Source organism: Arenibacter sp. P308M17 (assembly GCF_003426735.1).
GTDB lineage: Bacteria > Bacteroidota > Bacteroidia > Flavobacteriales > Flavobacteriaceae > Arenibacter.
The window spans coordinates 637555-663013 of record NZ_QVON01000002.1; the positions used below are offsets into that span (position 1 = coordinate 637555).

General features: G+C 39.2%; 21 protein-coding genes. 12 read left to right on the forward strand and 9 right to left on the reverse strand.

The window, feature by feature from the left end; all coding sequences use genetic code 11:
* Positions 1-7: 7 nt before the first annotated feature.
* The 6 genes from D0S24_RS06650 to D0S24_RS06675 all read left to right on the forward strand — a co-directional run bounded on the left by D0S24_RS06650 (position 8) and on the right by D0S24_RS06675 (position 5904).
* A complete protein-coding gene (locus D0S24_RS06650) occupies positions 8-1015 on the forward strand; it encodes a glycosyltransferase family 2 protein (protein ID WP_117019064.1) in 1008 nt (335 codons plus the stop codon).
* A gap of 134 nt (positions 1016-1149) precedes the next feature.
* Positions 1150-3072, forward strand: coding sequence for a BatA domain-containing protein (locus D0S24_RS06655; protein WP_117019065.1), 1923 nt, complete (start codon positions 1150-1152; stop codon positions 3070-3072).
* Positions 3069-4322 carry a dihydroorotase family protein gene (locus D0S24_RS06660; RefSeq protein ID WP_117019343.1) on the forward strand — a complete coding sequence of 418 codons (1254 nt, stop codon included), beginning with the start codon at positions 3069-3071 and terminating at the stop codon, positions 4320-4322. Before D0S24_RS06655 ends, D0S24_RS06660 begins: the two co-directional genes overlap by 4 nt.
* A gap of 194 nt (positions 4323-4516) precedes the next feature.
* On the forward strand, positions 4517-4834 hold the full coding sequence (locus tag D0S24_RS06665) for a DUF4870 domain-containing protein (protein WP_117019066.1): 318 nt from the start codon (positions 4517-4519) through the stop codon (positions 4832-4834).
* Positions 4835-4916: 82 nt separating this feature from the next.
* Positions 4917-5243, forward strand: coding sequence for a hypothetical protein (locus D0S24_RS06670; protein ID WP_117019067.1), 327 nt, complete (start codon positions 4917-4919; stop codon positions 5241-5243).
* Position 5244: 1 nt separating this feature from the next.
* The gene (locus tag D0S24_RS06675) at positions 5245-5904 is read left to right on the forward strand and encodes an alpha/beta hydrolase (protein ID WP_117019068.1); all 660 of its coding nucleotides are present in this window, start codon (positions 5245-5247) and stop codon (positions 5902-5904) included.
* Here D0S24_RS06675 and D0S24_RS06680 read toward each other — a convergent pair.
* Positions 5901-6395, reverse strand: coding sequence for a hydrolase (locus tag D0S24_RS06680; RefSeq protein WP_117019069.1), 495 nt, complete (start codon positions 6393-6395; stop codon positions 5901-5903). The two genes, D0S24_RS06675 and D0S24_RS06680, sit on opposite strands and share 4 nt — an antisense overlap.
* Before the next feature lie 219 nt (positions 6396-6614).
* On the reverse strand, positions 6615-7379 hold the full coding sequence (locus D0S24_RS06685) for an MBL fold metallo-hydrolase (RefSeq protein WP_117019070.1): 765 nt from the start codon (positions 7377-7379) through the stop codon (positions 6615-6617).
* An 88-nt stretch (positions 7380-7467) separates the two neighbouring features.
* On the opposite strand from D0S24_RS06685, the gene D0S24_RS06690 reads away from it, so the two are divergent.
* The gene (locus D0S24_RS06690) at positions 7468-8928 is read left to right on the forward strand and encodes a TonB-dependent receptor (protein WP_117019071.1); all 1461 of its coding nucleotides are present in this window, start codon (positions 7468-7470) and stop codon (positions 8926-8928) included.
* Between the two features lie 80 nt (positions 8929-9008).
* Here the strand turns inward: D0S24_RS06690 and bcp are convergent, their stop codons facing one another.
* Positions 9009-9458, reverse strand: a complete 450-nt coding sequence (gene bcp / locus D0S24_RS06695; protein WP_117019344.1) for a thioredoxin-dependent thiol peroxidase — start codon at positions 9456-9458, stop codon at positions 9009-9011.
* A 199-nt stretch (positions 9459-9657) separates the two neighbouring features.
* Here bcp and nth point away from each other — a divergent pair, with 199 nt between their 5' ends.
* Positions 9658-10320, forward strand: a complete 663-nt coding sequence (gene nth, locus D0S24_RS06700; RefSeq protein WP_117019072.1) for an endonuclease III — start codon at positions 9658-9660, stop codon at positions 10318-10320.
* 234 nt (positions 10321-10554) lie between these two features.
* Here the strand turns inward: nth and D0S24_RS06705 are convergent, their stop codons facing one another.
* A complete protein-coding gene (locus D0S24_RS06705; RefSeq protein ID WP_117019073.1) occupies positions 10555-11136 on the reverse strand; it encodes an RNA polymerase sigma factor in 582 nt (193 codons plus the stop codon).
* 717 nt (positions 11137-11853) lie between these two features.
* Complete coding sequence (locus D0S24_RS06710) at positions 11854-12435, reverse strand: RNA polymerase sigma factor (protein ID WP_117019074.1); 582 nt, start codon at positions 12433-12435, stop codon at positions 11854-11856.
* A 406-nt stretch (positions 12436-12841) separates the two neighbouring features.
* Between D0S24_RS06710 and uvrA the strand changes: the two genes are divergently transcribed.
* Entirely contained in the window at positions 12842-15625 is a 2784-nt protein-coding gene (uvrA, locus tag D0S24_RS06715; RefSeq protein ID WP_117019075.1) for an excinuclease ABC subunit UvrA, read from the forward strand.
* Positions 15626-16121: 496 nt separating this feature from the next.
* A complete protein-coding gene (locus tag D0S24_RS06720; RefSeq protein ID WP_117019076.1) occupies positions 16122-17417 on the forward strand; it encodes a hypothetical protein in 1296 nt (431 codons plus the stop codon).
* Positions 17418-17514: 97 nt separating this feature from the next.
* Here the strand turns inward: D0S24_RS06720 and D0S24_RS06725 are convergent, their stop codons facing one another.
* Genes D0S24_RS06725 through D0S24_RS06740 form a run of 4 tightly spaced genes read right to left on the reverse strand, consistent with a single transcriptional unit; the run spans position 17515 to position 22982 of the window.
* Positions 17515-18993, reverse strand: coding sequence for a polysaccharide biosynthesis C-terminal domain-containing protein (locus tag D0S24_RS06725; RefSeq protein ID WP_117019077.1), 1479 nt, complete (start codon positions 18991-18993; stop codon positions 17515-17517).
* Positions 18984-20264 (reverse strand): glycosyltransferase, encoded by a 1281-nt coding sequence (locus D0S24_RS06730; protein ID WP_117019078.1) that lies wholly within the window; start codon positions 20262-20264, stop codon positions 18984-18986. Before D0S24_RS06730 ends, D0S24_RS06725 begins: the two co-directional genes overlap by 10 nt.
* Positions 20264-22699, reverse strand: a complete 2436-nt coding sequence (locus D0S24_RS06735; protein WP_117019079.1) for a YfhO family protein — start codon at positions 22697-22699, stop codon at positions 20264-20266. The genes D0S24_RS06730 and D0S24_RS06735 overlap by 1 nt, the downstream gene beginning before the upstream one ends.
* A 19-nt stretch (positions 22700-22718) precedes the next feature.
* Positions 22719-22982 carry a DUF4834 family protein gene (locus D0S24_RS06740; protein ID WP_117019080.1) on the reverse strand — a complete coding sequence of 88 codons (264 nt, stop codon included), beginning with the start codon at positions 22980-22982 and terminating at the stop codon, positions 22719-22721.
* An 88-nt stretch (positions 22983-23070) separates the two neighbouring features.
* Between D0S24_RS06740 and D0S24_RS06745 the strand changes: the two genes are divergently transcribed.
* Both D0S24_RS06745 and D0S24_RS06750 read left to right on the forward strand, forming a co-directional pair.
* Positions 23071-24147 carry a transporter gene (locus D0S24_RS06745; protein WP_117019081.1) on the forward strand — a complete coding sequence of 359 codons (1077 nt, stop codon included), beginning with the start codon at positions 23071-23073 and terminating at the stop codon, positions 24145-24147.
* Positions 24148-24215: 68 nt separating this feature from the next.
* Positions 24216-25334 (forward strand): GTP cyclohydrolase, encoded by a 1119-nt coding sequence (locus D0S24_RS06750; RefSeq protein ID WP_117019082.1) that lies wholly within the window; start codon positions 24216-24218, stop codon positions 25332-25334.
* The last annotated feature ends 125 nt before the right edge of the window (positions 25335-25459 follow it).

The following is a 25459-nucleotide window of genomic DNA, read 5'->3' on the forward strand; positions in this document are numbered from 1 at the left end:
TTGGTAAATGGACAATAGAAGTGTCAGTATCCTTATTCCTTTTAAAAATACCGCGGAATTTATCCCGGAATGCATACAATCCATCATCGGTCAAACTTATAACGAATGGGAAATTTTGGCAGTAAATGACCATGCTACCGACAATAGTCCGAACATCCTGAATGCTTATGCACAAAGGGATGCCAGGATTAAAGTATTTAAAAATGATGGAAAGGGAATTATAGAAGCATTAAGAACAGCATATTCCCGTTCCAAAGGCACCTATATCACCAGAATGGATTCCGATGACATTATGTCCCCAAAAAAAATGGAACTCATGGTGAATTCCCTTAAAAACCATGGACCTGGTCATGTAGCCTTGGGAAAAGTGAAATACTTTTCCAAAGATGGGGTTGGGGATGGTTACAAAAGTTATGAAAAATGGTTGAACCACTTAACTGAAAAAGGAACCAATTACTGTGAAATCTATAAGGAATGTGTAATACCTTCCCCCTGCTGGATGGTGCACAGGGAAGATCTGGAAAAGGCGGGATCGTTCTCTTCAGAGCGCTATCCGGAAGATTACGACCTGGCATTTCGTTTTTACGAACAGGGCCTAAACTGTATTCCAACCCATGACCTTCTTCACTTTTGGCGCGATTATGACCATAGAACTTCCAGAACAAGTGAACACTATGCCCAAAATTATTTCCTGGATATTAAACTGTATTATTTCCTGAAACTTGACCGTGATGATCATTGCCCCCTGGTATTATGGGGTGCGGGTAAAAAAGGAAAAACCCTGGCCAAAAAACTTCTGAAAAAAAACATCGCTTTTACATGGGTATGTAACAATTCCAATAAAATTGGATTGGATATTTATGACAAGAAGATGTATCGTTATCCAGAAATAACCAAACTCGGAAAAGCCCAAATTATAATTACTGTTGCCAATAAGGAAGCACAGGTATTCATAAAAGACTATTTGTTGGCACTGGGAAAAAAAACGGCACAAGACTTTTTCTTTTTTTGTTGAATTTGTAGTTCTGATTTTTAAAAGGATATTCTTAGGATCCACTACTATTTAATTGGGGCCTAGTTCATAGTTGGACAATAAATTTAAGACTGCCTCGAAATTCTTTTCTTATATTTGAAAAATTAAAATTAGGAATGCTGTTTAAACATCCGGAACTCCTTTGGGCCCTTTTTCTTCTCCTTATTCCTATTTTCATCCATCTCTTCCAACTCCGCAGATTTAAGAAAACTCCATTTACAAATGTAAAAATCTTAAAAAAAGTTGTTGCGGAATCAAGAAAAAGCAAATCCATAAAAAAGTGGCTGCTTTTGGTTACCCGCCTATTACTCCTAACAGCACTTATCCTAGCTTTTGCCCAACCTTTTTTCCCTGGAAAATCAGCCCTAAAAAACAATGAAATAGTCATATACCTTGATAATTCCCTAAGTATGCAGGCCAAAATGGGAACAGCTACCCTATTGGAAAATATGGTACAAGGAATATTGAAGGCTGTTCCAGAAGATAATATTTTCACTCTTTTTACCAATGATAAGATATTTCGGGAAGTTCGTATAGGCGACATTAAAAACGATTTGCTTGCCCTGCCCCATTCCAATAACCAATTGCAATTAAAAGATATAGACTTAAAGGCCAAAAGCTTGTTCTCCGGAGATGAAGGAACTCGTAAGGACCTGGTCATGATATCCGATTTTCAAAAGAGTATTAATTGGACCCCAACGGACTCTCTAGGGGACATTAATACACATTTGGTAGGATCCGTACCGGCAAAGCTTGTAAATATCTCAATAGATACTGCCTTTATCAGCACTATTTCCTCTGAGAATTTGGAATTGAAAAGTATTCTCTCTACCAATACCACAGTGGACAACAGTCCGGTTTCCCTATATAATGGGGATAAATTGATTGCAAAAACATCGGTTACGTTCAATAATGATAAAAAGGGGGAGGTAGTTTTTACCCTTCCGGCAGACGAACTTATCAATGGCGAAATTTTAATCTCGGATTCAGGGCTTAATTATGACAATCAACTTTATTTCAATTTGGACAAGCAAAATACAATTAAGGTAATATCCGTAGGGGATGCCAATAGTGATTACTTAGGGCGCATTTTCGACGAAGATACCTTCCAATACTCCAATTTCAGCTTAAAATCTTTGAATTACAGCCTATTGGAGTTACAAAATCTAATCATCCTCAACGAACTCAACAGCATCCCCATACCTCTGCAAAATGCCTTGCTGGCCTTTAAAAACAGTGGAGGTACGGTAGTAGTTGTACCAAGTATCCAAGCTGATAGGGAAAATTACAATTCCTTTTTAATGGCGCTTTCAAATACTATTCTAATTTCTTCTGTTGGCGAGGAAAGAAAGATTAGCCAGATTGCCTTTTCCCATCCACTTTATAGGAATGTTTTTGAAAAAGAAGTAACCAATTTTCAATATCCCTCCGTAAATTCATTCCATAATATTAAATCGGACATGCCTAAAATCCTTTCGTATCAAAATGGCGATCCATTTTTGGTTGGAGAAAACGGTACTTATTTATTTACAGCATCCATATCCAAGGAAAATTCAAATTTTTTAAATTCTCCCTTAATTGTTCCAACCTTATATAAAATGGGCATGGGTAGTCTTAAGATTCCCAAAATTTATGAAACGATAGGCGGTAAAACCACTGTTGATATCCCTGTTAAACTTACTAAAGATCGTATTTTAAAAGTGTCCAAAGAAGATTTCGAATTTGTACCCTTTCAACAATCCCTTACCAACAGGACCACCTTAAATTTTAGCGATTATCCCAAGGGTTCCGGCATATACAACATAACGGACGAAGGAAAGATAATTAGGCACATAAGTTTCAATTTTCCCAGGGAGGAAAGTCAATTGGACTATTTGGACCTGGATAAGCTCAATGCCAGTAGTAAAAACGACGATGTTGCCACATTGTTCCAAAATATAGAAAAAGACAATAGCATCAACGAGCTTTGGAAATGGTTTGCTATTTTAGCATTAGCATTCATATGTATCGAGGTTCTTATCCAAAAATTTTTGAAATGAACATAGTTTTAAAATCTGCCAAGATAGTTGCTCCTTCCAACAAGGAACTTCATTTAAAAAAGCGCGATATTTTTATAAGAAACGGGATAATAGAAGATATTGCCGCCAATTTGGATATTGAAGGAAAAACAAAGGTAGTCCAATTAAAAAATCTACATGTATCCCTCGGATGGTTCGATTCCAGCGTAAGTTTTGGCGAACCGGGCTATGAGGAAAGGGAAACCATTGAAAATGGTCTATACACGGCGGCAAGGAGTGGTTTTACAGATATTGTACTAAACCCCAATACCCATCCCTTGCCCGATAGCAGCTCCGATATTGTTTTTTTAAGGAACGCATCTAAAAATGCCGCTACCTCCCTTCACGCCTTAGGGACCTTGACCGTTAGGTCCGAGGGAGAAAGTTTGGCCGAACTGTACGACATGAAATCTGCCGGTGCCGTGGGGTTTTATGATTACAAACTGCCTTTGGGGAACTCAAATCTTCTAAAGATCGCCCTTCAATATGCCCATAATTTTAATGGCCTGGTACATTCCTTTCCCATGGATCTGCAGATTGCAGGAAAAGGAATCGTAAATGAAGGTAGGGAATCCACAAAACTTGGATTAAAAGGAATTCCCAATTTGGCAGAGGAACTAAATATTGCCCGGGATCTTTGCATATTGGAATACACGGAAGGCAAATTGCACATCCCCACTATTTCAACGGCCAATTCTGTAAAACTAATAGCGGAGGCTAAAAAAAAGGGATTGGATGTTAGCTGCAGTGTAGCCGTACACAACCTTTGCTTTACCGATGAAACCTTGGCAGAGTTCGATTCCCACTATAAATTGATGCCACCGCTTAGGACCCTGGCAGATCGTAAGGCCTTAATAAAGGGATTAAAGGACGGAACCATAGATTTTGTAACCACAGACCATAGACCTATGGACATTGAACACAAAAGAGTGGAATTCGACAATGCTTCGGATGGCACTATAGGCCTGGAAAGCGCTTTTGGCATGTTAAATCGGATTTTTGATCTTGATACCACCATATCCCTGCTGACCAAAGGTCGTGAAAGATATGGCCTTGAAACCCCTATGCTGAAAGTAGGTGAAAATGCAGCACTTACCCTATTCGACCCCGATCAGGAATATACCTTTGAAGAGCAGCACATTTTATCCAGTTCCATGAATAGTTGTTTTTTGGGAAGTAAACTTAAGGGAAAGGTTTATGGAATTGTGGCCAACAATCAAATTATTGACTAACTTTATAGGAACTAAGCCTAAAGCGATATGCAATGGAATTATTTAGATTTCCTTGGCAAGGGACTGAATGATAAGTTGGCGTAAGCGGTGGGCACCCAAAGTTAATAAAAATTAATCCCGATAACCAACGGGAACAGGCCTACCGGCAAAGGCAGAATTTTAACCTTTAACTAGATAATAATAAAAGCTAAAAAATGGACCAGAAAACTATAAGTGAGGGAAAAACTATGGCAATTGTCAGTTACATTACCGTTATTGGCCTACTCATTGCCTTTATAGTGAACAATGATAAAAAAAATGAATTTGTCAAATTCCATATCGGGCAATCTTTAAGGGTGTGGATATTGGCCATTGCCCTTTCCATTGTCCTGGGAATTATAGCTGTAACCATGGGAATGGGGTTCCTTAGAATATTACAGTGGGCCCCATGGGTTTTGGCCGTAATTGGAGCCATAAATGCCAACAACGGAAAATTGGAAAAATTGCCTATTATTGGGTCTATTGGGGAATAATTATAAGGAACTATAAATTCAGGGAGGTCTGTTAAGGGCCTCTTTTTTTGTTCAAATTTTAAACTTGACTAACTTTGCCTCTATGGATAATGTTATTAAGGAAGGAAAGACTACGGCTATTATAGCTTACCTCACAATGGTTGGGGCATTGATTGCCATTTCGATGAATTCGGACCCAAAGAACGGCTTTGCCCGGTTTCATACAAGGCAAGCGTTCGGATTACATCTTGTTTTTCTTGGCTTTGCTATTTTTTTAAGCAATTGGTACAACGAATATGCCTGGTACGGCCTCTATATTTTTTATATAGTACTTTGGTTCTATGGCTTTCTGGGAGCCTTGAACAATAAAAAGCAGGAGCTGCCCATACTTGGCCCCTATTTTCAAAAATGGTTCACTTTTATATCTTAGAATGACTACAGCTCCCCTTTCATTGGAACATCTTATTAGACCATCAAATATTTCCGAGGGCAAGCCGCCCGTACTGTTCATGCTCCACGGGTATGGAAGCAATGAGGAAGATCTTTTTTCCTTTGCCTCCGAACTCCCTAAAGAATTATGCATCATATCGGTTAGGGCACCCTACCCCATGCAGCCCTATGGCCATGCATGGTATGCCATTAACTTTGAAGCTGAAAAAGGGAAATGGAACGATGAGGCGCAAGCGGTTCTCTCCAGGGATAAAATTAAGGTATTTATAGGGGAAGCCTGTAAAACCTATGGGCTGGATGAAAAAAATGTGACCTTATTGGGGTTCAGCCAAGGTACCATCCTGAGTTATGCGGTAGCATTATCCTATCCTGAGTTGGTCAAAAATGTAATTGCCCTGAGCGGTTATATCAATGAAAACCTAATTCTGAAGAATTATCGGGAGAATAACTTTAAAAATCTAAAGATCTATGTTTCCCATGGAAGTGTAGATCAGGTAATTCCCGTGGCCTGGGCACAGCAGGCCCCGGAAATTTTAAAAGAAGTTAAGATCGACCATGTATATGAGGAATTCCCTGTTGGCCATGGTGTGGCCCCTCAGAATTTCTACTCCTTCAAGTCGTGGTTACAGGATAAGATCTAATTGCTACGGGTATACAACAAATGGTCTATCAATGAAAAATCCACACCAAGATCGTCCTTCAGTTCATACTTGATCAGTACTTCCCCCCAATATTTCCCGTCCGAGAAATCGGCCAATATCCATTTATGGTTTAAAACATTGATCTTGTTTATCTTGAAATCGTTTTCCATCCCCTCATAAGGGATTAGGGGGTTGTCCCCAACACTCTCATTGGTCTCCAGTAACTTATCCGATATATACAGGCTGGGGTCCTTTAAATTTAAATGATCATAATAGGCCAAGGCATCATCATTGTTTTCCAAAGAAAAATATTGGTTGTCCAAAACCTTTATATGCAATTTCTGTACGGAATCCTCCAGCTGGGAAAGGTTTTCCTCCAGTGCTTCCAATTTTGTATTTTTTGCCTTCACCATATTATTGGTACTTACAAATTGGTAAAGTGCTATTAAGGCTACGAATATGAACAAATACAGGTAAATTTTATGTTTCATTTATTTAAAAATTTTTATTAATTTGAAAATGAGGATAATAAAAATTTTCTGCATAAATCAACCGCTTAGCTTTCGCATAAAAAATTTAATTATTTCGGTCGGTATACAAAAAATTAATTTTGTTTATGCTCATTCCATTCCTTTGTTTTCGATTGTATTGGATTAATAATAATTGATATTAGTTGAAATATTTATCTGACCCATGGGCGTTAAGATAGATTAAACCTCTATAACCAGATTGTCATAGGCCAAATGGACATTATCCGGGAGCTCTTCCTCAACCTCATCATGAAAGCCCAATAAGTGGCTTATATGGGTCAGATAAGCAGTTTTAGGCTTTACGATAGCAATAAACTCCAAAGCTTCTTCCAAATTGAAATGTGAATGGTGGGGCTCTATGCGTAGGGCATTGATTACCAAGGTACTTACTCCTTTTATTTTTTCCATTTCTTCCTTGTCCATACTTTTCACATCGGTCAAATACACAAAGTCCTGTATTCTAAACCCAAAAACCTGTAATCTATTGTGCTGCGCCTCCACTGGTATGGCCATGAGGTTTCCAATTCTGAAAGGCTTATTGTTTTTAATGGTATTGATCTCTACGGCCGGGGCGCCCGGATATCGATTTTCATCGGCGAATATATAATCGAACCGTTCTTTAATGGAAGCAACGACCCGTTCATGGGCATAGATGGGAATATCTCCCTGTCTAAAAAAAAATGGCCTAATATCATCTATTCCAGCGGTATGGTCGGAATGCTCATGCGTAAATAAAATTCCATCTATTCTGACTACATTATTGGCCAGCATCTGCTGTCTAAAATCGGGGCCGCAATCTATTATATAATTATAGGAGTCCCAAGAAACCATTACTGAAACCCGTAGCCGTTTATCCTTGGAATTATTACTTAAACAAACAGGGTGTTTACTCCCAATTACGGGGATTCCCTGAGATGTTCCAGTACCTAGAAAAGTTATTTTCAAACTGCTATTTATTTAATCCAAATTTATAACTATTTTATTTAATAGATAACTCAAACTTTTTAACTTTGCTACAAGTAAATAAGACGCTATGTCCAATATTTTTAAGAAAGAAGTGGCTTTTACCAATGTCCCATCCATTAAGGCAAAAACCTTAAGGATAAATTTAAATCCGGATATTTACGGTACGTTTTCTGAAATTGGTGCGGGACAAGAGACTTCCGGTCATTTTTTTAAGTCGGGCGGTGCTTCAGGTACCATTGCAAAAGCAATGAGTGCGTACGATAAGGATTTTAGCGACGCTATTTATGGAATTGAGGAAGACGGCAGGTATGTAACCCAGTCCAGGTTAAAAAAAATGTTGGCCCACGAAATGGAAAACATGGACAATAGAATAAGTCGGGACAAACACCCTGATAGATTGTTTTTTTCATATGCCAACACCGTTGCCACAATAGATTTTTCAAAGAGATATAAAGGCCATGGGTGGATCGGAATCCGATATCAGTTGGATCCCAAACAAAAAGAATTGAACGAAATTATCCTACATATTCGCTTCAAACAAAATGAAGCGAGGCTGCAACAGGAAACCTTGGGAATTGTCGGGGTCAATCTTATTTACGGCGCATTTTATAAATACGACAAACCTAGAAAATTACTAAAATATCTTTATGACCATATCGATAAGGACACGGTTGAAATAGATATGGTCAATTTTGCCGGACCAAATTTTGCCGAAGTAGACAATAGGCTAATGAGTTTACAGCTCGTTAAAAACGATATGACCGATGCCGTAATGTTCGGACCCGATGGTAATAATCTTTTACCGGCGACCATGCTTTACAAAAAAAATATTTTGGCCTTGCGCGGTAGCTTTAGACCGGTAACCAAGGTGAATATGGATATGTTCAAAAAATCCTATGAGATATTCATCAGGGAACCAAGTGTAGAGGAGGAAAATACCGTTGTCATTTTTGAAATTACCCTTTCCAACCTTCGTGCTTCCGGGGAAATTGATGAACAGGATTTTATGGATCGGGCAGAACTATTGTGTTCCTTGGGCCATACGGTAATGATATCGAAATTTCAGGAGTATTTTAAACTCGTTGAATATTTTAGCAATTATACCAAATCCAAGATCGGCCTTACCATGGGGGTCAACAATTTGGTCGATATTTTTGATGAAAAATATTACCGCCATTTAAGTGGAGGTATCTTGGAAGCTTTTGGTAAATTGTTCTTTAAAGACCTTAAAGTGTACCTATATCCTATGCGCAACGAGGAAACGGGACAAATTATGACAAGTAACACCATCAAAGTACATCCTAGAATGAAAGAATTGTACAAATTCTTCAAGTACAATGGAAAAGTGATGGACATCATAGATTACGATCCGGAAATACTACATGTTTTCTCCAGGGATGTTCTCAAACAAATAATCAATGGGGAAGAAGGATGGGAATCCGTACTTCCTGAGGGTATCGCGGAAATAATAAAAAAGAAGGAACTTTTTATCCGTAAACCCTTGGAAGAGGAAAAGGAAAAAGTGTAGGCTTTTTTTATTACATGGCAATATTAAAGGGGCCGTCATAAACTATTGGGTTATGACAGCCCCGTGTTTTTTCCTTTCACTTAAAGTAATTGCGCAGCGTGATCCTTGGTCTTTACCTTTTCGATTACCTTCTCCACAACTCCGTCCCCGCCTATAACAAAGGTCATTCTGTGAATGCCATCATATTTTTTTCCCATAAACTGTTTTGGCCCCCACACACCAAAAATATTAAGAATGGTATGGTCCTCATCCGCCAACAATGGAAAGGGGAACTGATATTTATTTTTAAAATTCAATTGTTTTTTCTGTGAGTCGGCACTTACACCCAAAAGCTCATAACCCTGTGCTTTCAGCTCTTTGTAATTATCCCTTAAATTACAGGCTTCTGCCGTACATCCCGGTGTATTCGCCTTAGGGTAGAAAAAGACGATTAATTTTTTACCACTATAATCGGATAGCTTAATAATATTACCGTTTTCATCATGGGCCGAAAATTCGGGTACCCTATCCCCTACTTTTAAAGTTTTCATCTGTTTATATTTATTGCCTGCCTGTTCGGCAGACAGGTTGTTCAACGGTCGGACCTGCCCTACTTCTTCATTCGGGCGGGTGTAATATTCAAGTAGTCAATTTCGTCCCGACAATTATCGGGAGGTTTTTAAATTTTCCTAATGAATCTTCCATAATTAAATTTTAAGTAAATTTATATTTTTATAAAATTACGCATAAATGACCAAAGCGGAAAAAGTAAACTTTACCATTGAAACTTTACAAACAATATACCCCACCATCCCCGTCCCCCTAGATCATAAAGACCCTTACACATTGCTAATCGCAGTACTATTGTCCGCACAGAGTACGGATGTCAGGGTAAACCAGATTACCCCAATACTATTTGCAAAGGCCGACAATCCGTATGACATGGTGAAAATGACAGCAGATGAAATAAGGGAAATTATAAAACCGGTTGGACTATCACCAATGAAATCGAAAGGTATTTATGGACTTTCCAAGATATTGATCGAAAAATATGATGGCCAAGTTCCACAGGAAATGGAACTATTGGAGCAATTGCCCGCAGTAGGTCACAAAACGGCCAGTGTTGTGGTCTCCCAAGCCTTTGGCATACCTGCCTTTCCCGTGGACACTCACATACATAGACTCATGTACCGATGGGGATTTTCCAACGGTAAAAATGTAGTTCAAACGGAAAGGGATGCAAAAAGATTGTTCCCCAAAGAAATTTGGAACGACCTACATTTACAGATCATATGGTACGGAAGGGAATATTCCCCTGCAAGGGGCTGGGACTTACAAAAAGACATTATTACCAAAACGATAGGAAGAAAAAAAGTTTTGAACGCCTATTACAAAACAAAAAATCCCAGCTAAGAGTTGGGATTTTTTGTTCTAGTTTAAATTATTTTCGAATTGAATATTACTATATTCAACTATTTGCAAAGATTTGGAATAGCCAATCAAAAACTTAATGGTTTCGGGACTAGCTTTGGCAAGTTTACACTTGTGTTGATTCTCAGAGTAAATTTTTTCCATAGGATTATAGTATTGTTATGTTAAGATAACGCCACTAAAATGGAAATATTGTCCAGTTCGTCCTATGACCTATTAATTCGTTAAAACGATATTATGTTTTTCAATTATTTTTCTAAGGTTGATAAGTGCATATCTCATTCTTCCCAAGGCCGTATTGATACTAACCCCAGTGTTTTCAGAAATTTCCTTAAAGCTCATGTCCCTGTAAATACGCATTAGGAGCACTTCTTTCTGATCATCCGGTAATTCTTCAATTAACATGGTAAGATCGGAATCTATCTGGTCCTTGATAATTTGTTTTTCTACATTTAATTTATCATCCCCGATGACGGAAAAAATATTAAAATCATCATTCCCCTCAAACATTGGCATTCTTTTATTTCTTCTAAAGTGGTCAATTACCAGGTTATGGGCTATTCGCATTACCCAAGGCAAAAACTTGCCTTCCTCGCTATAATTTCCCTTCTTCAAGGTTTTGATCACTTTAATAAAGGTATCCTGAAAAATGTCCTCCGAAACATCCCGGTCCAATACTTTGGAATAAATAAAGCTACTAATACGTTGGTTGTGCCTGTTGATCAAAACCTCCAAGGCTTTTTCATTACCGTTAATATAATCCTTTACTAATACTGAGTCATCAATTTGCAGTTCCATACAAAATATTGTTTTTGGTTAAACTAGGGGGCCTCCCCTTTCGGTTCGGACTTTTTGTTGCTTCTTACTTAGTGGTAGACTTAAAAATCTTCCTTAATGATCAGCAACAGGATAAAAGTATATAAATGGTAAGGTGTGCAAAAAACTATGTTGTAAAACCACCGTTAATTGATGTCAAATGCCGATTTTCTTATTTTACATATAATAATTGGTCAAAAATGAAGTTGCAATGGCCCAAAGGAATTAAAAGATAAGACTATCTATTTTTACCGGGCTGCCTAGAGAGGGTACCCTAATATATTTATGAATATAAAATACACTTTTACATTCACCTTATTTGGCCATACAAAGAAACCCAAGGTTGTAATGCCTAAGGGAGGCGGGCAACAATTCGCAAGGAATTATAGGGTTTAGGGTAATGTGGTTCAAGGCCACTGCACATGTACTTATACAAGCCATTGCATTTTACTATGCCCGAAAACTATGATGATTTCCTAGTTTAAGCAATGCTCATTCAATTCATCGTTCCCCTCATCACTTTTAATGATGTAAAGTGATTTGGAGTAATTCAACAAAAAATCTATCTTGGACTTAGGTGTAGACATTAATTTACAATTGACCTTTTTAGTAACGTTGGATTTCCCCATAATTATATATTGTTATTGTAAATAACGCAAGTGTTATGAAGAAATTAATTAAAAGCGGATATAAGGCCTATTAATTCGTTAAAATAATGTTGTTTTTTTCTACAATCTTCCTAAGGTTGATAAGTGCATAGCGCATTCTGCCCAGGGCCGTATTGATGCTGACCCCTGTATTCTCAGAAATTTCCTTAAAGCTCATGTCCTTATATAGGCGCATTTCCAAAACTTCCATCTGATCTTTTGGCAATTCTTTGATAAGAATAATCAGATCTTGGTCTATCTGGTCCTTAATAAGCCTTCTTTCAGCATTTAACTGATCATCACTTATAATGGAGAAAATATTAAATTCATTGTTTCCCTCAAATCTGGGCATTCGTTTGCTCTTCCTAAAATAATCGATAATTAGATTATGGGAGATGCGCATTACCCATGGCAAAAATTTTCCCTCTTCGTTATAATTGCCCTTCTTTAGGGTTCTTATTACCTTAATAAAGGTATCTTGAAAAATATCTTCTGTTACTTCCCGGTCCTGTACTTTGGAATAAATAAAACTGCTAAGGCGTTGGTTGTGTCGGTCTATTAGTTTTTCCAGGGCTCTTTCGTCCCCGTTCATGTAGCTCTTTACCAATACCGAATCTTCTATCAATAGTTCCATACAAATTACTTTTTTGAGGCTAAAATGACATACCTGTTATGACTTACAAGTGCATTTGAGCTAGATTTTTAAAAAAGTAATTTTGTTACGTATAGGCTATTTAGGGTATTTAATGCATCAAATATAAAAAAAAATATATCCAATCAAACTACTTTCCTTCATTGAATAATATTTAGTTATAGGTAAAAGGCTACCAGTGTCCAGTCAAGACTAAACCTACGGGTAATCTAATGTGTCTCTTGAGCCGCTCCTGCGTTGCAAAAATCCTTACTTAGCTAGGGCTATGCTCGTTTTTTGCGCCTTGGCCCAACTCAAGATCCATCATTCCTTACCCATCATTTAAACGTTGACTGGACACTAGCGAATAAAAATCACATATCGTATCTTTGCAGACTTAAATACGAGCATGACCACTATAACAGACGTTAATCCCAAGTATAATATTATAATAAAAGGGGCCAAGCTCCATAATTTAAAGAATATCGATGTTGTAATACCACGGAATAAACTAGTGGTGATTACGGGATTGTCCGGTTCGGGAAAATCCAGTTTGGCCTTCGATACCCTTTATGCCGAAGGACAAAGAAGATATGTGGAAAGTCTTTCCTCTTATGCCAGACAGTTTTTAGGAAAATTGGACAAGCCCAAAGTGGATTATATTAAAGGAATATCTCCGGCCATTGCCATTGAACAAAAAGTAAACTCTACCAATCCCAGATCTACGGTAGGAACTACCACCGAAATATATGATTATTTAAAATTAATGTATGCTCGTATTGGAAGAACTTTTTCCCCGATATCTGGTAACGAGGTGAAAAAGCATACGGTTTCGGACGTGGTTGAACATATTAAATCCTTTGAAGAAGGTACAAAATTGCTCTTACTTGCCCCCATTAAAATTAGTGCCGATAGGGATCCCTATAAATCGCTCCAATTGTTTTCCAAGCAGGGATTTGCAAGGATATTGCACAATGGCGAGGTAACCAGGATAGATGGGGATCTAAAGGAAGTAGGTAGGGAATTTGAACTGGTGGTAGACCGAATCATTTATAAAAACGAGGATGACTTTTTCAATAGATTGGGCAACGCCATTGATACTGCCTTTTTTGAAGGAAAGGGCGAATGCATTATTCAGGAACCGGCAACTGGCAAAAATGTCCATTTTAGCAATAAGTTTGAACTGGACGGCCTTCAATTCCTAGAACCCAATGTCCACTTGTTCAGCTTCAACAACCCTTATGGGGCTTGTCCCAAATGTGAGGGTTATGGAGATGTAATCGGAATAGATGAAGACCTGGTAGTTCCCAACACCTCCCTCTCGGTATATGAGAACGCCATTTTCCCATGGCGTGGGGAGAGTATGGGATGGTATAGGGACGAATTGGTGAATGCGGCCTACAAATTCGATTTTCCGATACATAAGCCCTGGTATCAGCTATCCGATGGGCAAAAGCAAGTTGTTTGGGATGGGAACAACTATTTTACCGGTATCCATAAATTCTTTGAAGGCCTGGAAGAAAAGAGCTATAAAATACAGAATCGCGTAATGTTGTCCCGGTATCGGGGCAAAACCAAATGCAGTACCTGTAAGGGAAAGCGACTGCGAAAGGAAACCGATTATATAAAAATTTCGGGAAAATCCATTTCCGACCTTGTAGAACTGCCTATAGAAGATTTGATCGACTTCTTTAAAAACATACAACTTGATTCCAATGAGGAAAAAATTGCCAATAGACTGCTCAAGGAAATTGAAAATAGATTGGGATTCCTATATAATGTTGGACTTAGTTATTTAACATTAAATAGAAAATCCAATTCCTTATCCGGCGGGGAAAGTCAACGAATAAATTTGGCCACCTCTTTGGGAAGTAGTTTGGTAGGCTCCATGTATATTTTGGACGAACCCAGTATTGGCCTTCATCCCAAGGATACCGAGAACCTGATTACGGTTCTAAAATCACTGCGCGACCTGGGCAATACCGTAATTGTAGTGGAACACGATGAGGATATTATGAAAGCGGCGGACGAGGTGATCGATATTGGTCCGGAGGCGGGCACACATGGCGGAGAAGTGGTTGCCCAGGGAACCATGGCCGAAATTCTAAAATCCAATTCGCTTACAGCGGACTATCTTAATGGTAACAAAGAAATTGAAGTACCAAAAACAAGAAGGCCTTTCAAAAATTTTATAGAAATAAAAGGAGCTAGGGAAAATAACCTACAAAATATTGATGTTACCTTTCCATTGAACGTCCTAACGGTAATTACCGGGGTATCTGGCAGCGGAAAAAGTACTTTGGTAAAAAAGTTACTTTATCCTATAATTCTTAAGGAACTTGGAGGCTACGGAGAAAAAGCCGGGCAGTACAGTGCGGTGGAAGGTAAGTTTCAATCCTTAAAACACGTGGAATATGTTGATCAAAATCCCATTGGCCGTTCCTCCAGATCCAACCCCGTAACCTACATAAAGGCCTATGATGATATCCGTAATCTTTTTGCCAACCAAAAATTAAGCAAATTAAGAGGGTATCAGGCCAAACATTTTTCTTTTAATGTTGACGGTGGTAGGTGCGAAAAATGCAAAGGCGAAGGAGAGATTACCGTAGAAATGCAATTCATGGCCGATGTGCACTTGGAATGTGAAACCTGCAACGGAAAAAGATTTAAAAAAGAAGTATTGGAAGTAAAATTCGAAGATGCCAATATAGATGATGTCCTTAATATGACCATTGATGATGCCATAGCCTTCTTTGACAAAAACGATCAATCCAAAATTGTAACCAAATTGAAGCCGCTTCAAGAGGTTGGACTGGGATATGTAACCTTGGGACAGTCCTCCTCTACCCTTTCCGGGGGTGAGGCCCAACGTATTAAGCTGGCCTCATTTTTAGTTAAGGGGAACACCAAGGACAAGGCCTTGTTTATTTTTGACGAACCTACTACCGGGCTCCATTTCCATGATATCAAAAAATTGCTCAAATCATTTGATGCACTAATCGGAAAAGGGCATTCCATCATCGTAATAGAGCACAATATAGACTTGATCAAATGTGCCGATTACATCATTGACCTAGGTCCGGACGGAGGAAATAAGGGAGGGCAACTATTGGTGCAGGGAATTCCGGAAATTGTGGTGAAGAGCAAGACCTCCTATACGGCAAAGTATTTAAAGGATAAATTACCGGGATAGGAAGCATTTTAATGTCCTATTACTGTTATCTGAAGATTGGTCAACTCTAATCAGGGAAGTTCAACTTTCAACTTTCAAACCCTGAACTTTGAATTTTGAACTTGAAACTTTTCCCCTGCCCACTGCTACTGCCAACTGAAAACTGTTACTTCCAACTGAAAACTGTTACTTCCAACTCCGATTTCGACTCCGCTCAATCTACATCAATACACACCCCTAGCCTCCCGAAAAAAAGAGGGATAGGCTCTCTCAAGAGGGGAATTTGAGACATGGAATACAAGACTTTAGATGTTCACTGACAGCTGCTCACTGCTTACTGCCTACTGCCTACTGCTTACTGATTACTGATTACTGATTACTGCCGAATGGCTCATTATTGATAATTATAAATAACTCAAAATCAATACTTTACATTATACATAAAATTTTTGGCATATTGTTTGGTATATAGATATTGAATGTAAATAGTTGCATTTAAAAATTAAAACCTTATATCATGAAAAATTTAATATTCCTTTTTACAGCGCTTATAATAGGTACTACAGGTTCCAAGGCAGCTTCAACGGAAGATAAGGTTGCCACAAGCAATAATTCATATAGAAATAATAACTCTTTCATTTTCGTGGAGAATGGCATCACGTTTTCTGTTTATCCTGATGGGGAATTTGATTTCTATATTGACAATAGCGGTGGCGTAAATGCCAATGTAAATTTTGGCCATACCAATATAACTTTTAATTCCGGTTACGATTACAATCCTTATGTACAGTACGACGATTACGGTGCCGTTGTACAAATTGAGAATGTCCCCATATATTACGATTATTATGGTAGGGTAACCCAAATTGGGGATGTCAATATCAATTATAATAGTGGTAGGGTATCCAGGGTTGGCGGACTATATGTTTACTATAATAACCGTGGATTTTATAGTCACCACAGGGGATTCATCAATGTCTACAATAGGAACTACATTTACAGCCCTTTCCACAGTTATTTTGTAAGACCGGCCATAGGCTTTAGCCTCGTATTTGGCAGCCCTTATAGAAGATATTACGAGCCTGTAAGATATACCTATTACAGACCATATCATCACAACTACAGAAAAGCATACGCTAAAATAGGCCATCATTACAATTATGACAAAGGGCATCATAATACAAGAAGTACCATTTATAGAAACGACAAAAGGGTGGCCGTTAGGGATAACGGGTATAGAACCAATAACAACCTAAGATCCAATAGATCTGTGGCCAGTGGAAGTGACGGGTTAAGAAACAATAATACCGTTTCCAGAAGTACTACGGCCAGAAATAACAATAACAATACTGTATCAAGGACTACAACACAGCGTAGTAGCAACAATGGAAATAGTACCATAAAACGAAGCACCACTGTAAGGAGTAGTTCTCCCAATACCAACAATTCTGTTTCCAGAAGTACTACGGTCCGTTCCAACGACAAGGGCAATGTACAAAGATCAGTAAGTAGAACAACCGCTACAAGGAGCAACAATGGCAGTGGAAATTCTATAACAAAGAGCAAGGCAGTCGTATCCAGACCTACCGGAAATACCAGAACGGTAATAAAAAAGGAAGTCAACAGAAGCCCAAGAAATACGGCGACCAGCAGAAGTTCTTCAACTAGAGGTAATAGCGGTTCATCTGTAAGAAATACTACTGTAAAACGACCAACCGTACAGTCAGGAAGATCGGTAACAAAGTCGTCTTCCAGCAGTGTAAGACAAGTTTCAACGACTTCCAATAGAGGAAGAAGTGCCAGAAGTAATTAAAGATAGTTTTTAGGTTGGTTAGTTGTTTAGCCCCGCAGCGAATTCGTTCCTGCGGGGTTATACTTTATTAGGGATGTTTGGCCGGTATTGGAGTAATTTACTTTCTCTTATTTTTGTTTCCCAACTTCCCTAAATAAAATGAGATGGCCCCAAATACGTCTTCGGAAATTCTAAATCGATATAAAACAAAAACATAACAAAGCAGTATCAACATACTCTTTAGGGCAATGTTCACCACCGGATGGAAAGAAAACGATACAAAATAAAAAATGGCAGACAATATCCCCAATAAAAATACAACCTTGAGGGTCTCCTTGGTTAAAGGTTGGATTCCAAACCTATATTTAACAAAGCCTAATTTTACGGTATTGTAAATAAAAAAGGCCATAAAACTAGCTATGGCCGCACCGTCCAAACCGTATTTTGGAATCAGCCAAAGGTTTAACAATATGGTAAGAACGGCCAAAGCGACCCCCATAAGGAGCAAGGCCCTATAAAAATCCGAATTGTACATTATAGCATTATTATTGCCCAAAAGGGAGTCATACACTCTGGCAAATCCGATGATAAAAACAATTACATATCCGCCACGATAGGACATGGGCAACAAATTGTACAGATCATTTAGGTTTAGAACAATCAAAATAAATATGAGTCCGGACACGATAAATAAGGTAAGCGAACTCTTTTGATATAATGTTTTAAGCGCCTTGATATCCTTTTTATGAAGGATTTCCGCAGTTAAGGGATAGGTAATGTTGTGCATGGACCTGGACGGAACCGCAATGACGGTGGCAATGTACCCGGCCACGCTGTAATAGGCCACATTTTTAATTTCTATAAATTGGTTGATCATTACCTTGTCTACCTCCAGCAAAACTATTGCTGCAGATCCTCCCAAAATAATCAGGGTACTGTAATTAATAATTTCACGGGTATTGACAGGAAAATTAAAATTGAGCCTTAAACGCAGAGATCTTAAGGCGTAGGCCTGCATAATAAGGGTTCTAAGGATATACATCCCCACCATGGCATTGAGAAAGGTGAGCACCGAAATCATATCCAAATAAACCAACAAAAGCAATATCGTTATCACTATTCGGCTGAATACTTCCTTCATGAAGTTGCCGAAAACCGACTTCATCTGTACCTTTGCCCAGGCATAAAAAACCTCGAAATAGGCCATAGACACGCCAATAATGAAAATATGCCACACATACCCTTTTACTATCGGGTTTTCCTTGGACAAAAAATCGCCAATGGTCTCATTGGCCAAATAGGAAATGCCGCCAATAGGTACTATAAGTAGTAAGGGCAAGAAAATCATTAGGGTCAAAAAACCGTCCTTACCATTATTATTCTGGAAACCTGAGAAATATTTTACCATGGTGTTAGGAATCCCAAAGGCCAATAGCGGCATTAGAACGGAAGATGCCGAAAGAATTACATTCACCAGGCCAAAATATTCGTCCGTTAAAAACCGTGTATATAAAAATAGCAGGTTCAATGCCCCTATGGCAAAGCCAATATAGGTAATCAAAGTATTGTTCAATGATTGTTTTAAGACTATTCCCATGCTAAATACTTGGACAATTTTGCCGTTAATTCCCTTCTATGGTATTGTTCAACTGCTGCCAAAGGCAAGGTCAATCGTTCCTTTTTATATTCCTGGAACCATTGCAGTAGCGTACTTTTTAATTCATTGAACTGTGGGTAGGTATAGGCCTTGCCCGTATTGGATCCGGCAATAAGATCTGCCACTTCCCAGTGGGCAGGACCTACGCCCAAGATAGGTCTTTTGGACGCCATATATTCAAATACTTTTCCGGGAATAATACCTTGGGTCTCCTCTGCATCTATCTCTATCAACAACAGCACTTGGGACTTCCTTTGATATTGCTGTGCATCATTATGGGAAAGATAGCCAAGCAAATGGGTATAAGGTTGCAGGCCATAAAAATAAATGCTCTCCAAAACGTCCGAACTAATAACGCCTGCCAGCTGCAGTTTGAAACATTTTTTAAAATCGGGGTATTCGTAAATCAATTCCGATATCGCCTTCCAAAGATTCAGCGGGTTTCTCCCCGTAAGTAGGGATCCGATATGGGAAATGGTAAAATCAACATCCAAGGCCATAGGACCACCTTCGTTTGAATCGTACCCATTGGTGATAACAGTAATAGGTTTTTGGGTGATTTTGGAAAACTCACGTCTAGTGGTATTACTGGTCACGATAATTTTATCGGCTTCATTTAACACCAAATGCTCCAGCTGTTTGTGCTTGGCTTGGGAAGCATTGGTCAGTTTTAATTTTTTATGGTAGCCAATGGAAGTCCACGGATCCCTAAAATCTGTTATCCACCTAATTTTGGTTCGCTTTTTTAGTTCAAGGCCGATAAGATGCAGGCTATGTGGGGGGCCGGTCGTTATGACGGTTCCGATACTTTCTTTTTCTATCACTTCCACCAGGAACCTTGTTGAAGGCTTTATCCAAAATTTTCTGGCATCCGGAATAAATAGATTTCCCCGTATCCATAGCAACACTTTTTCCAAAGCGGATTGATTTTTGGAATTGATGATCCCAGCACTGATCTTTTTTGTCCTCTTTTTTGAAAATAGGCGGGCAAAGCCATAGGGTTCGCGAATAGGCCTCTTATATACTTTTATCCCATCTGGTATTTCATGTACCAAAGATTCGTCCACTATGGGATAATTGGGGTTTTCGGGGATATAGACAATGGGCTCTATATCATAATCCCTAAGGTATTTCACAAATTTCAACCATCGCTGTACACCAGGTCCACCTGCAGGAGGCCAATAATAAGTGATGATGAGTACCTTTTGCATTAAGCCTTTGGTTTTTTCCTAGCAATCCAAAAAGCATGGCCAATTCCAAAAAAGAGCCCCAAGGCCAATATTATGGAACTGGCCATGGTTATGTTTCCTCCAATCTTAATTAGGCTTGGCTCAAACTTAAACTCTATTTTATGCTTCCCCGCGGGTATTTGCAAGGCCCGCAAAACATAATTTACCCTAAAGTGATCCTTTAACTCACCATCGATATAGGCATTCCATCCATGAGGGTAGTACATTTCGGAAAATACGGCCATTCCAGGGTTGCTGTTATCGGAGCTATAGGTTAAATGATTGGGTCGGTATTCTATCAGTTTTATCGCCGCTGTAGAATCGGTCTTGAAATTAAGCGCTGCTATACTTTCAAACTTGGATTTATCAAAAACCGCCTTATGCTTTACATCCAAGGTGTTCAAGGCCATTATCTCATCATTGGCGTTAAAAACCGGAACCAACTCATCAATAAACCAGGCATTGCCATTGGCATCGGGATTTAGGGCTGGATAGTTCCTGCCCTCCTCATCTTGCTGTACCACGTATTTAACGTTGAGCATACTCAGCACCTTAACGTTGTTCTTGGAAATATGGAAGTCGAACAACTCCTGTATCCCCGCGGGTTTGGCGGCGTGATACCCCCATATGGACTGGTGAAAATATGCGGTACGGCCTCCCCCACCAATCTCTGATGGATCGTATACCCTAAAAACAGTAGTATCCTTTGCTATCTGTTTATCCATTTCCGTTTCCTGAAAGGGTTCCACCATTCTGCGTTGTACTACGAAATCATCTTCGTTTACGTAACGCTTGGCTACACCCACCAGATCAAACAAGAGCAGGACTCCCAAAATAATTATAACTAGATTTTGTTTCAATTTATCCTTTAGATAGAACCAAATGGCAAGAGCTGCCAAAGCCACATAGATCAATGACCGAAATATATCTGCATTGTATACCGACTTGCGATCTGATACAATTAAGGAGACGATGTCATCGCCATAATACTGCCTGTAGGTTTCATCGCTCTGTCCCACAAAATCGAACATTCCCTTTATTAAAAAAAGAACAACTCCGATACCCATGGTAATAAAAAGAGTGAGCTTTAAGTCCTTTAGCTTCTTAGAGGTGTCCATCTTCTTATCAAAAAGTTGTGATAAGGCCAAGATGGCCAAGACAGGTACACATAATTCAAGAATAACTTGAATGGATGAAACCGCCCTAAACTTATTGTACATCGGAAAATAATCGATCATTAGATCTGTCAGAAAGCTAAAATTTTTGCCCCACGAAAGAAGTAGTGCCATGATAGTACCTCCCAAAAGCCACCATTTCACTTTTCCCCTTACCAAGAAAAGCCCAAGGACAAAGAGGAAAAACACTACGGCCCCTATGTAGGCAGGGGCCGCAACTATAGGCTGGTCTCCCCAGTAAAGGGGAAGGGCACTGGTAAAATCCAATGCCTTGGTCCTGGAAATACCATTCTCGGTCAAAAAATCATAGGTTTTGGAATCGGTTCCCAGATCCTCGCCCCCGGAACCACCGAACAGTCTTGGAACAAACAAATTCAGGGATTCTACAATTCCATAACTGAATTGGGTTATATATTCCCGGTCCAGACCGGAACCACTTTCCTTTGGTTCCCCGTTGGCACTTATGGTGAGGTCGGATTTTCCTCTTGTACTCCAATCCGCATATTCCTTGGTAGCCAAAAGACTGGTGGCATTGGCAGCAATTCCCAACAATACCGCCAAAACCAGGATTCCGATGGAAATACCAAAATGTTTCAGTTTCTTTTTCTTAATGGCGTCCACTAGGTAGACAACCCCTAAAATGAGTACCAATAACATAAAATAGTAGGTCATCTGATAATGGTTGGCACCCACTTCCAAGGCCATAGCAATGGCCGTTAGAAGAAACCCCCAGAGGTATTTCTTTCTAAAGACCAAAACAATTCCTCCCAAGAGCATGGGCAAATAGCCAATGGCATGTGCCTTTGCGTTGTGCCCCACCCCCAATATAATGATCATATAGGTAGAAAAACCAAAGGCCAGTGCCCCCACTATCGCCAATTTGTAGTCCACCTTGAGACAACAGAGCAAAATATAAAAACCGATAAGATATATAAAAAGATAATCCGCAGGCCTAGGTAAAAATCGGATAATCCGATCCAGCTTTTTTACGTAGTCGTGGGGATAATAGGCTCCCAACTGATAGGTGGGCATTCCGCCGAAGGCACTATTGGTCCAATACGGTTCCTCCCCCGTTTTTTTTCGATAATCGTTTTGTTCTTTGGCCATCCCGGTAAATTGGACAATATCGGATTGTTCGATCACCTTCCCCTGAAGTACGGGATGGAAATACGCCAGCGCTACAATTACAAAAAATACGGTTACAAAAAAATGGACAAAAAAGGCTCTTGGACCGTTTTTCATATTCGGTTATGGTAAAAGGTTATTCAATTTCCTCAAAATCTATGTATTCTCCAACATTTTTTGAGCTGTTCTTTTTCTTGGTAGTTTTTTTATCTATGATAACGTCGCCTATTTGCTCTTCGTCTTGGGCTTGCCGGCCGGCAAAACCTTCAAACCTTTCCTTAAAATGTTCCTCGGTCTTCTTTGCTGCGTACCTGAACAATTTAGGGGCAAACCATTTGGCCAGAATTTTAAACAAATAGTATACTAAGAGTACAATTAGTACCGTTTTTAAAAAACCCATAATTAGTTGACAAATTTTATATCAAAAGTACAATTCTAACGTTGTATTAATAGTGCAAAAGTCTTAAAATAATAATAAAATAGTACCTATGGAGTATAATGTTTCCAAGAAACGCCTGATGAAAATACTAATATTTGGAATTTTCGCTATTCCATGGGCCGCATTTTCACAATACACCGATGTCATCAACTCTAACCGCCCTGGACAATCCGTAAGTGCATACGCGATAGGCACCAACGTTTTACAGGCCGAATTCGGCATTGCTTATGAACAGCAGGATCACTCAAAGCTGGCTACCGAATCTAATATTTTTGGAGCCGATCTATCATTGCGATATGGCCTATTTTTCGAAACCTTGGAACTGAATTACGAAGGCACTTTCGACAATCAAAATAAAACATACACCAACACCGGGGTAGAAATAACGAACACCGATTTTTCCAGAAACAGGATCGGTTTAAAATATTTGGTTTACGACCCTTTCAAAAATCCCGAAAACAACAAGCCCAATCTATATAGTTGGAAGGCCAACCATAGGTTTAGGCTAAAAAACCTAATCCCTGCCATATCGGTCTACGCAGGCGCTAATTTTGTATTGGGCGATAACCCATTTTACAGTGGAGACCCCACCGTATCCCCCAGGGTAATGGTCGCTACCCAAAGTAGGTTAACCCCAAGATTTGTGCTTATTTCCAATATTGCCTATGACAGATTGGGGACCGATTTCCCAGAATGGAACTACAGTGTATCCCTATCGCATGCTTTTAGAGACCCTAAATGGAGTGTATTTGTAGAAAACCAAGGAATAAAAAGCGATCGGTATTCCGACGTGCTTTTAAGGGGTGGAGTAGCCCATTTGTTGGGTGAAAATATGCAGGTGGATATGCACTTGGGCGCCAGTTTTAAAAATACGCCCAGTAGGATCTTTGCCGCAATGGGATTCTCCTATAGGATAGACATGCACAAAGACAAGATGAAGGCCATTGAGGACCAAAAGGCCGGCGAAAATGGCGGTCCTATCAACAAGAACGCCATGAAGAAAAAGAACAAAGGCAAAAACAAAGGTTCCGGTGCAGAGGATATCGATTTGGGGCCTTCCAAAAAGCAACTACGGAAATTAAAGAAAAAGGAAAAGAATAGGGACGATTCTGAAATTGATTTCTAACAAAATAACCTTTGTCCTTTTTCCTATAGATTAATATTGCTAATATTGGGCCCTGTAAGAAATATGGCATGGTTATTCTAAAAGAAGCAAAAACAAAATCGGAACTTAAAGATTTCGTTCAATTTCCCTTTTCCCTGTACAAGGATTCCCCCTATTGGGTCCCCCCCATTATCAATGACGAACTGGAGTCTTTTGACAAAAACAAGAACCCTGTGTTCAAGGATGCGGATGCCTGGTTTTATCTGGCCTATAGGGACAACAAAATTGTGGGAAGGGTCGCGGCCATTATCAATAGATTGGAAGTGGACACACAGCAGCTAAAAAAAATGCGTTTCGGTTGGTTCGATTTTGAGGATGACTATGAGGTTACAGCGGTGCTCTTCAACAAGGTGGCGGAAATAGGGAAAGAGCATAGGTTATCCTATATGGAGGGGCCGGTAGGCTTTTCCAATCTGGACAAAGTGGGGGTACTTACCGAAGGTTTTGATGAAATAGGCACCATGATCACTTGGTACAACCATCCTTATTACAAAGACCATTTTGAACGCTTTGGGTTTGTAAAGGAAAAGGAATACATGGAAAATAAATTCCCATTTAGCAATGCAGAGCCCAAATTTTTTGAAAAGGCAAACGATCTGGTAAGAAAACGTTATGGTGTTAAGGAATTGAACTTTAATAAAACCAAGGACGTAATGCCCTGGGTAGATCAAATGTTCGATCTTTTCAACGAGACCTATTCCTCTCTTTCTTCCTTTGTGCGCATCACGGATATTCAAAAGGAATACTTCAAAAAAAAATACATCAGTTTTATAAATCCCGAGTATATCAAATTCATCTTGGACAAAGATGATAAATTGATTGCGTTTGGAATTGTTATGCCCTCATTTTCACGGGCCTTGCAAAAGGCCAGGGGGAAATTATTCCCTTTTGGCATATTTCATTTGCTAAACGCTAAAAGAAATAGTAAAGAGGTCCTATTTTATTTGATAGGGGTACTTCCAGAATACCAGAATAAAGGGGTTACCGCCGTAATGTTCAATGAGTATTACAAGACCTTTAAGGCCAAGGGCATAGAAAAATGCGTTAGGACCCCTGAATTGGAGGAAAATGTGGCCATTCGCCAGTTATGGAAGCATTTCGACCCAAAAATTTATAAGAGGAGAAGAACCTATCGTATGGATCTATAAGGTGACTGTGCAACATTTTTTTTCTTGGCCAGACAAAAAAATGGCGACTTAAACGACACAGTAGCATTGATACGACACTAGTGGCTATAATCAAGGTTGAGCTATAGAAAATAAAGAAGCCAGCC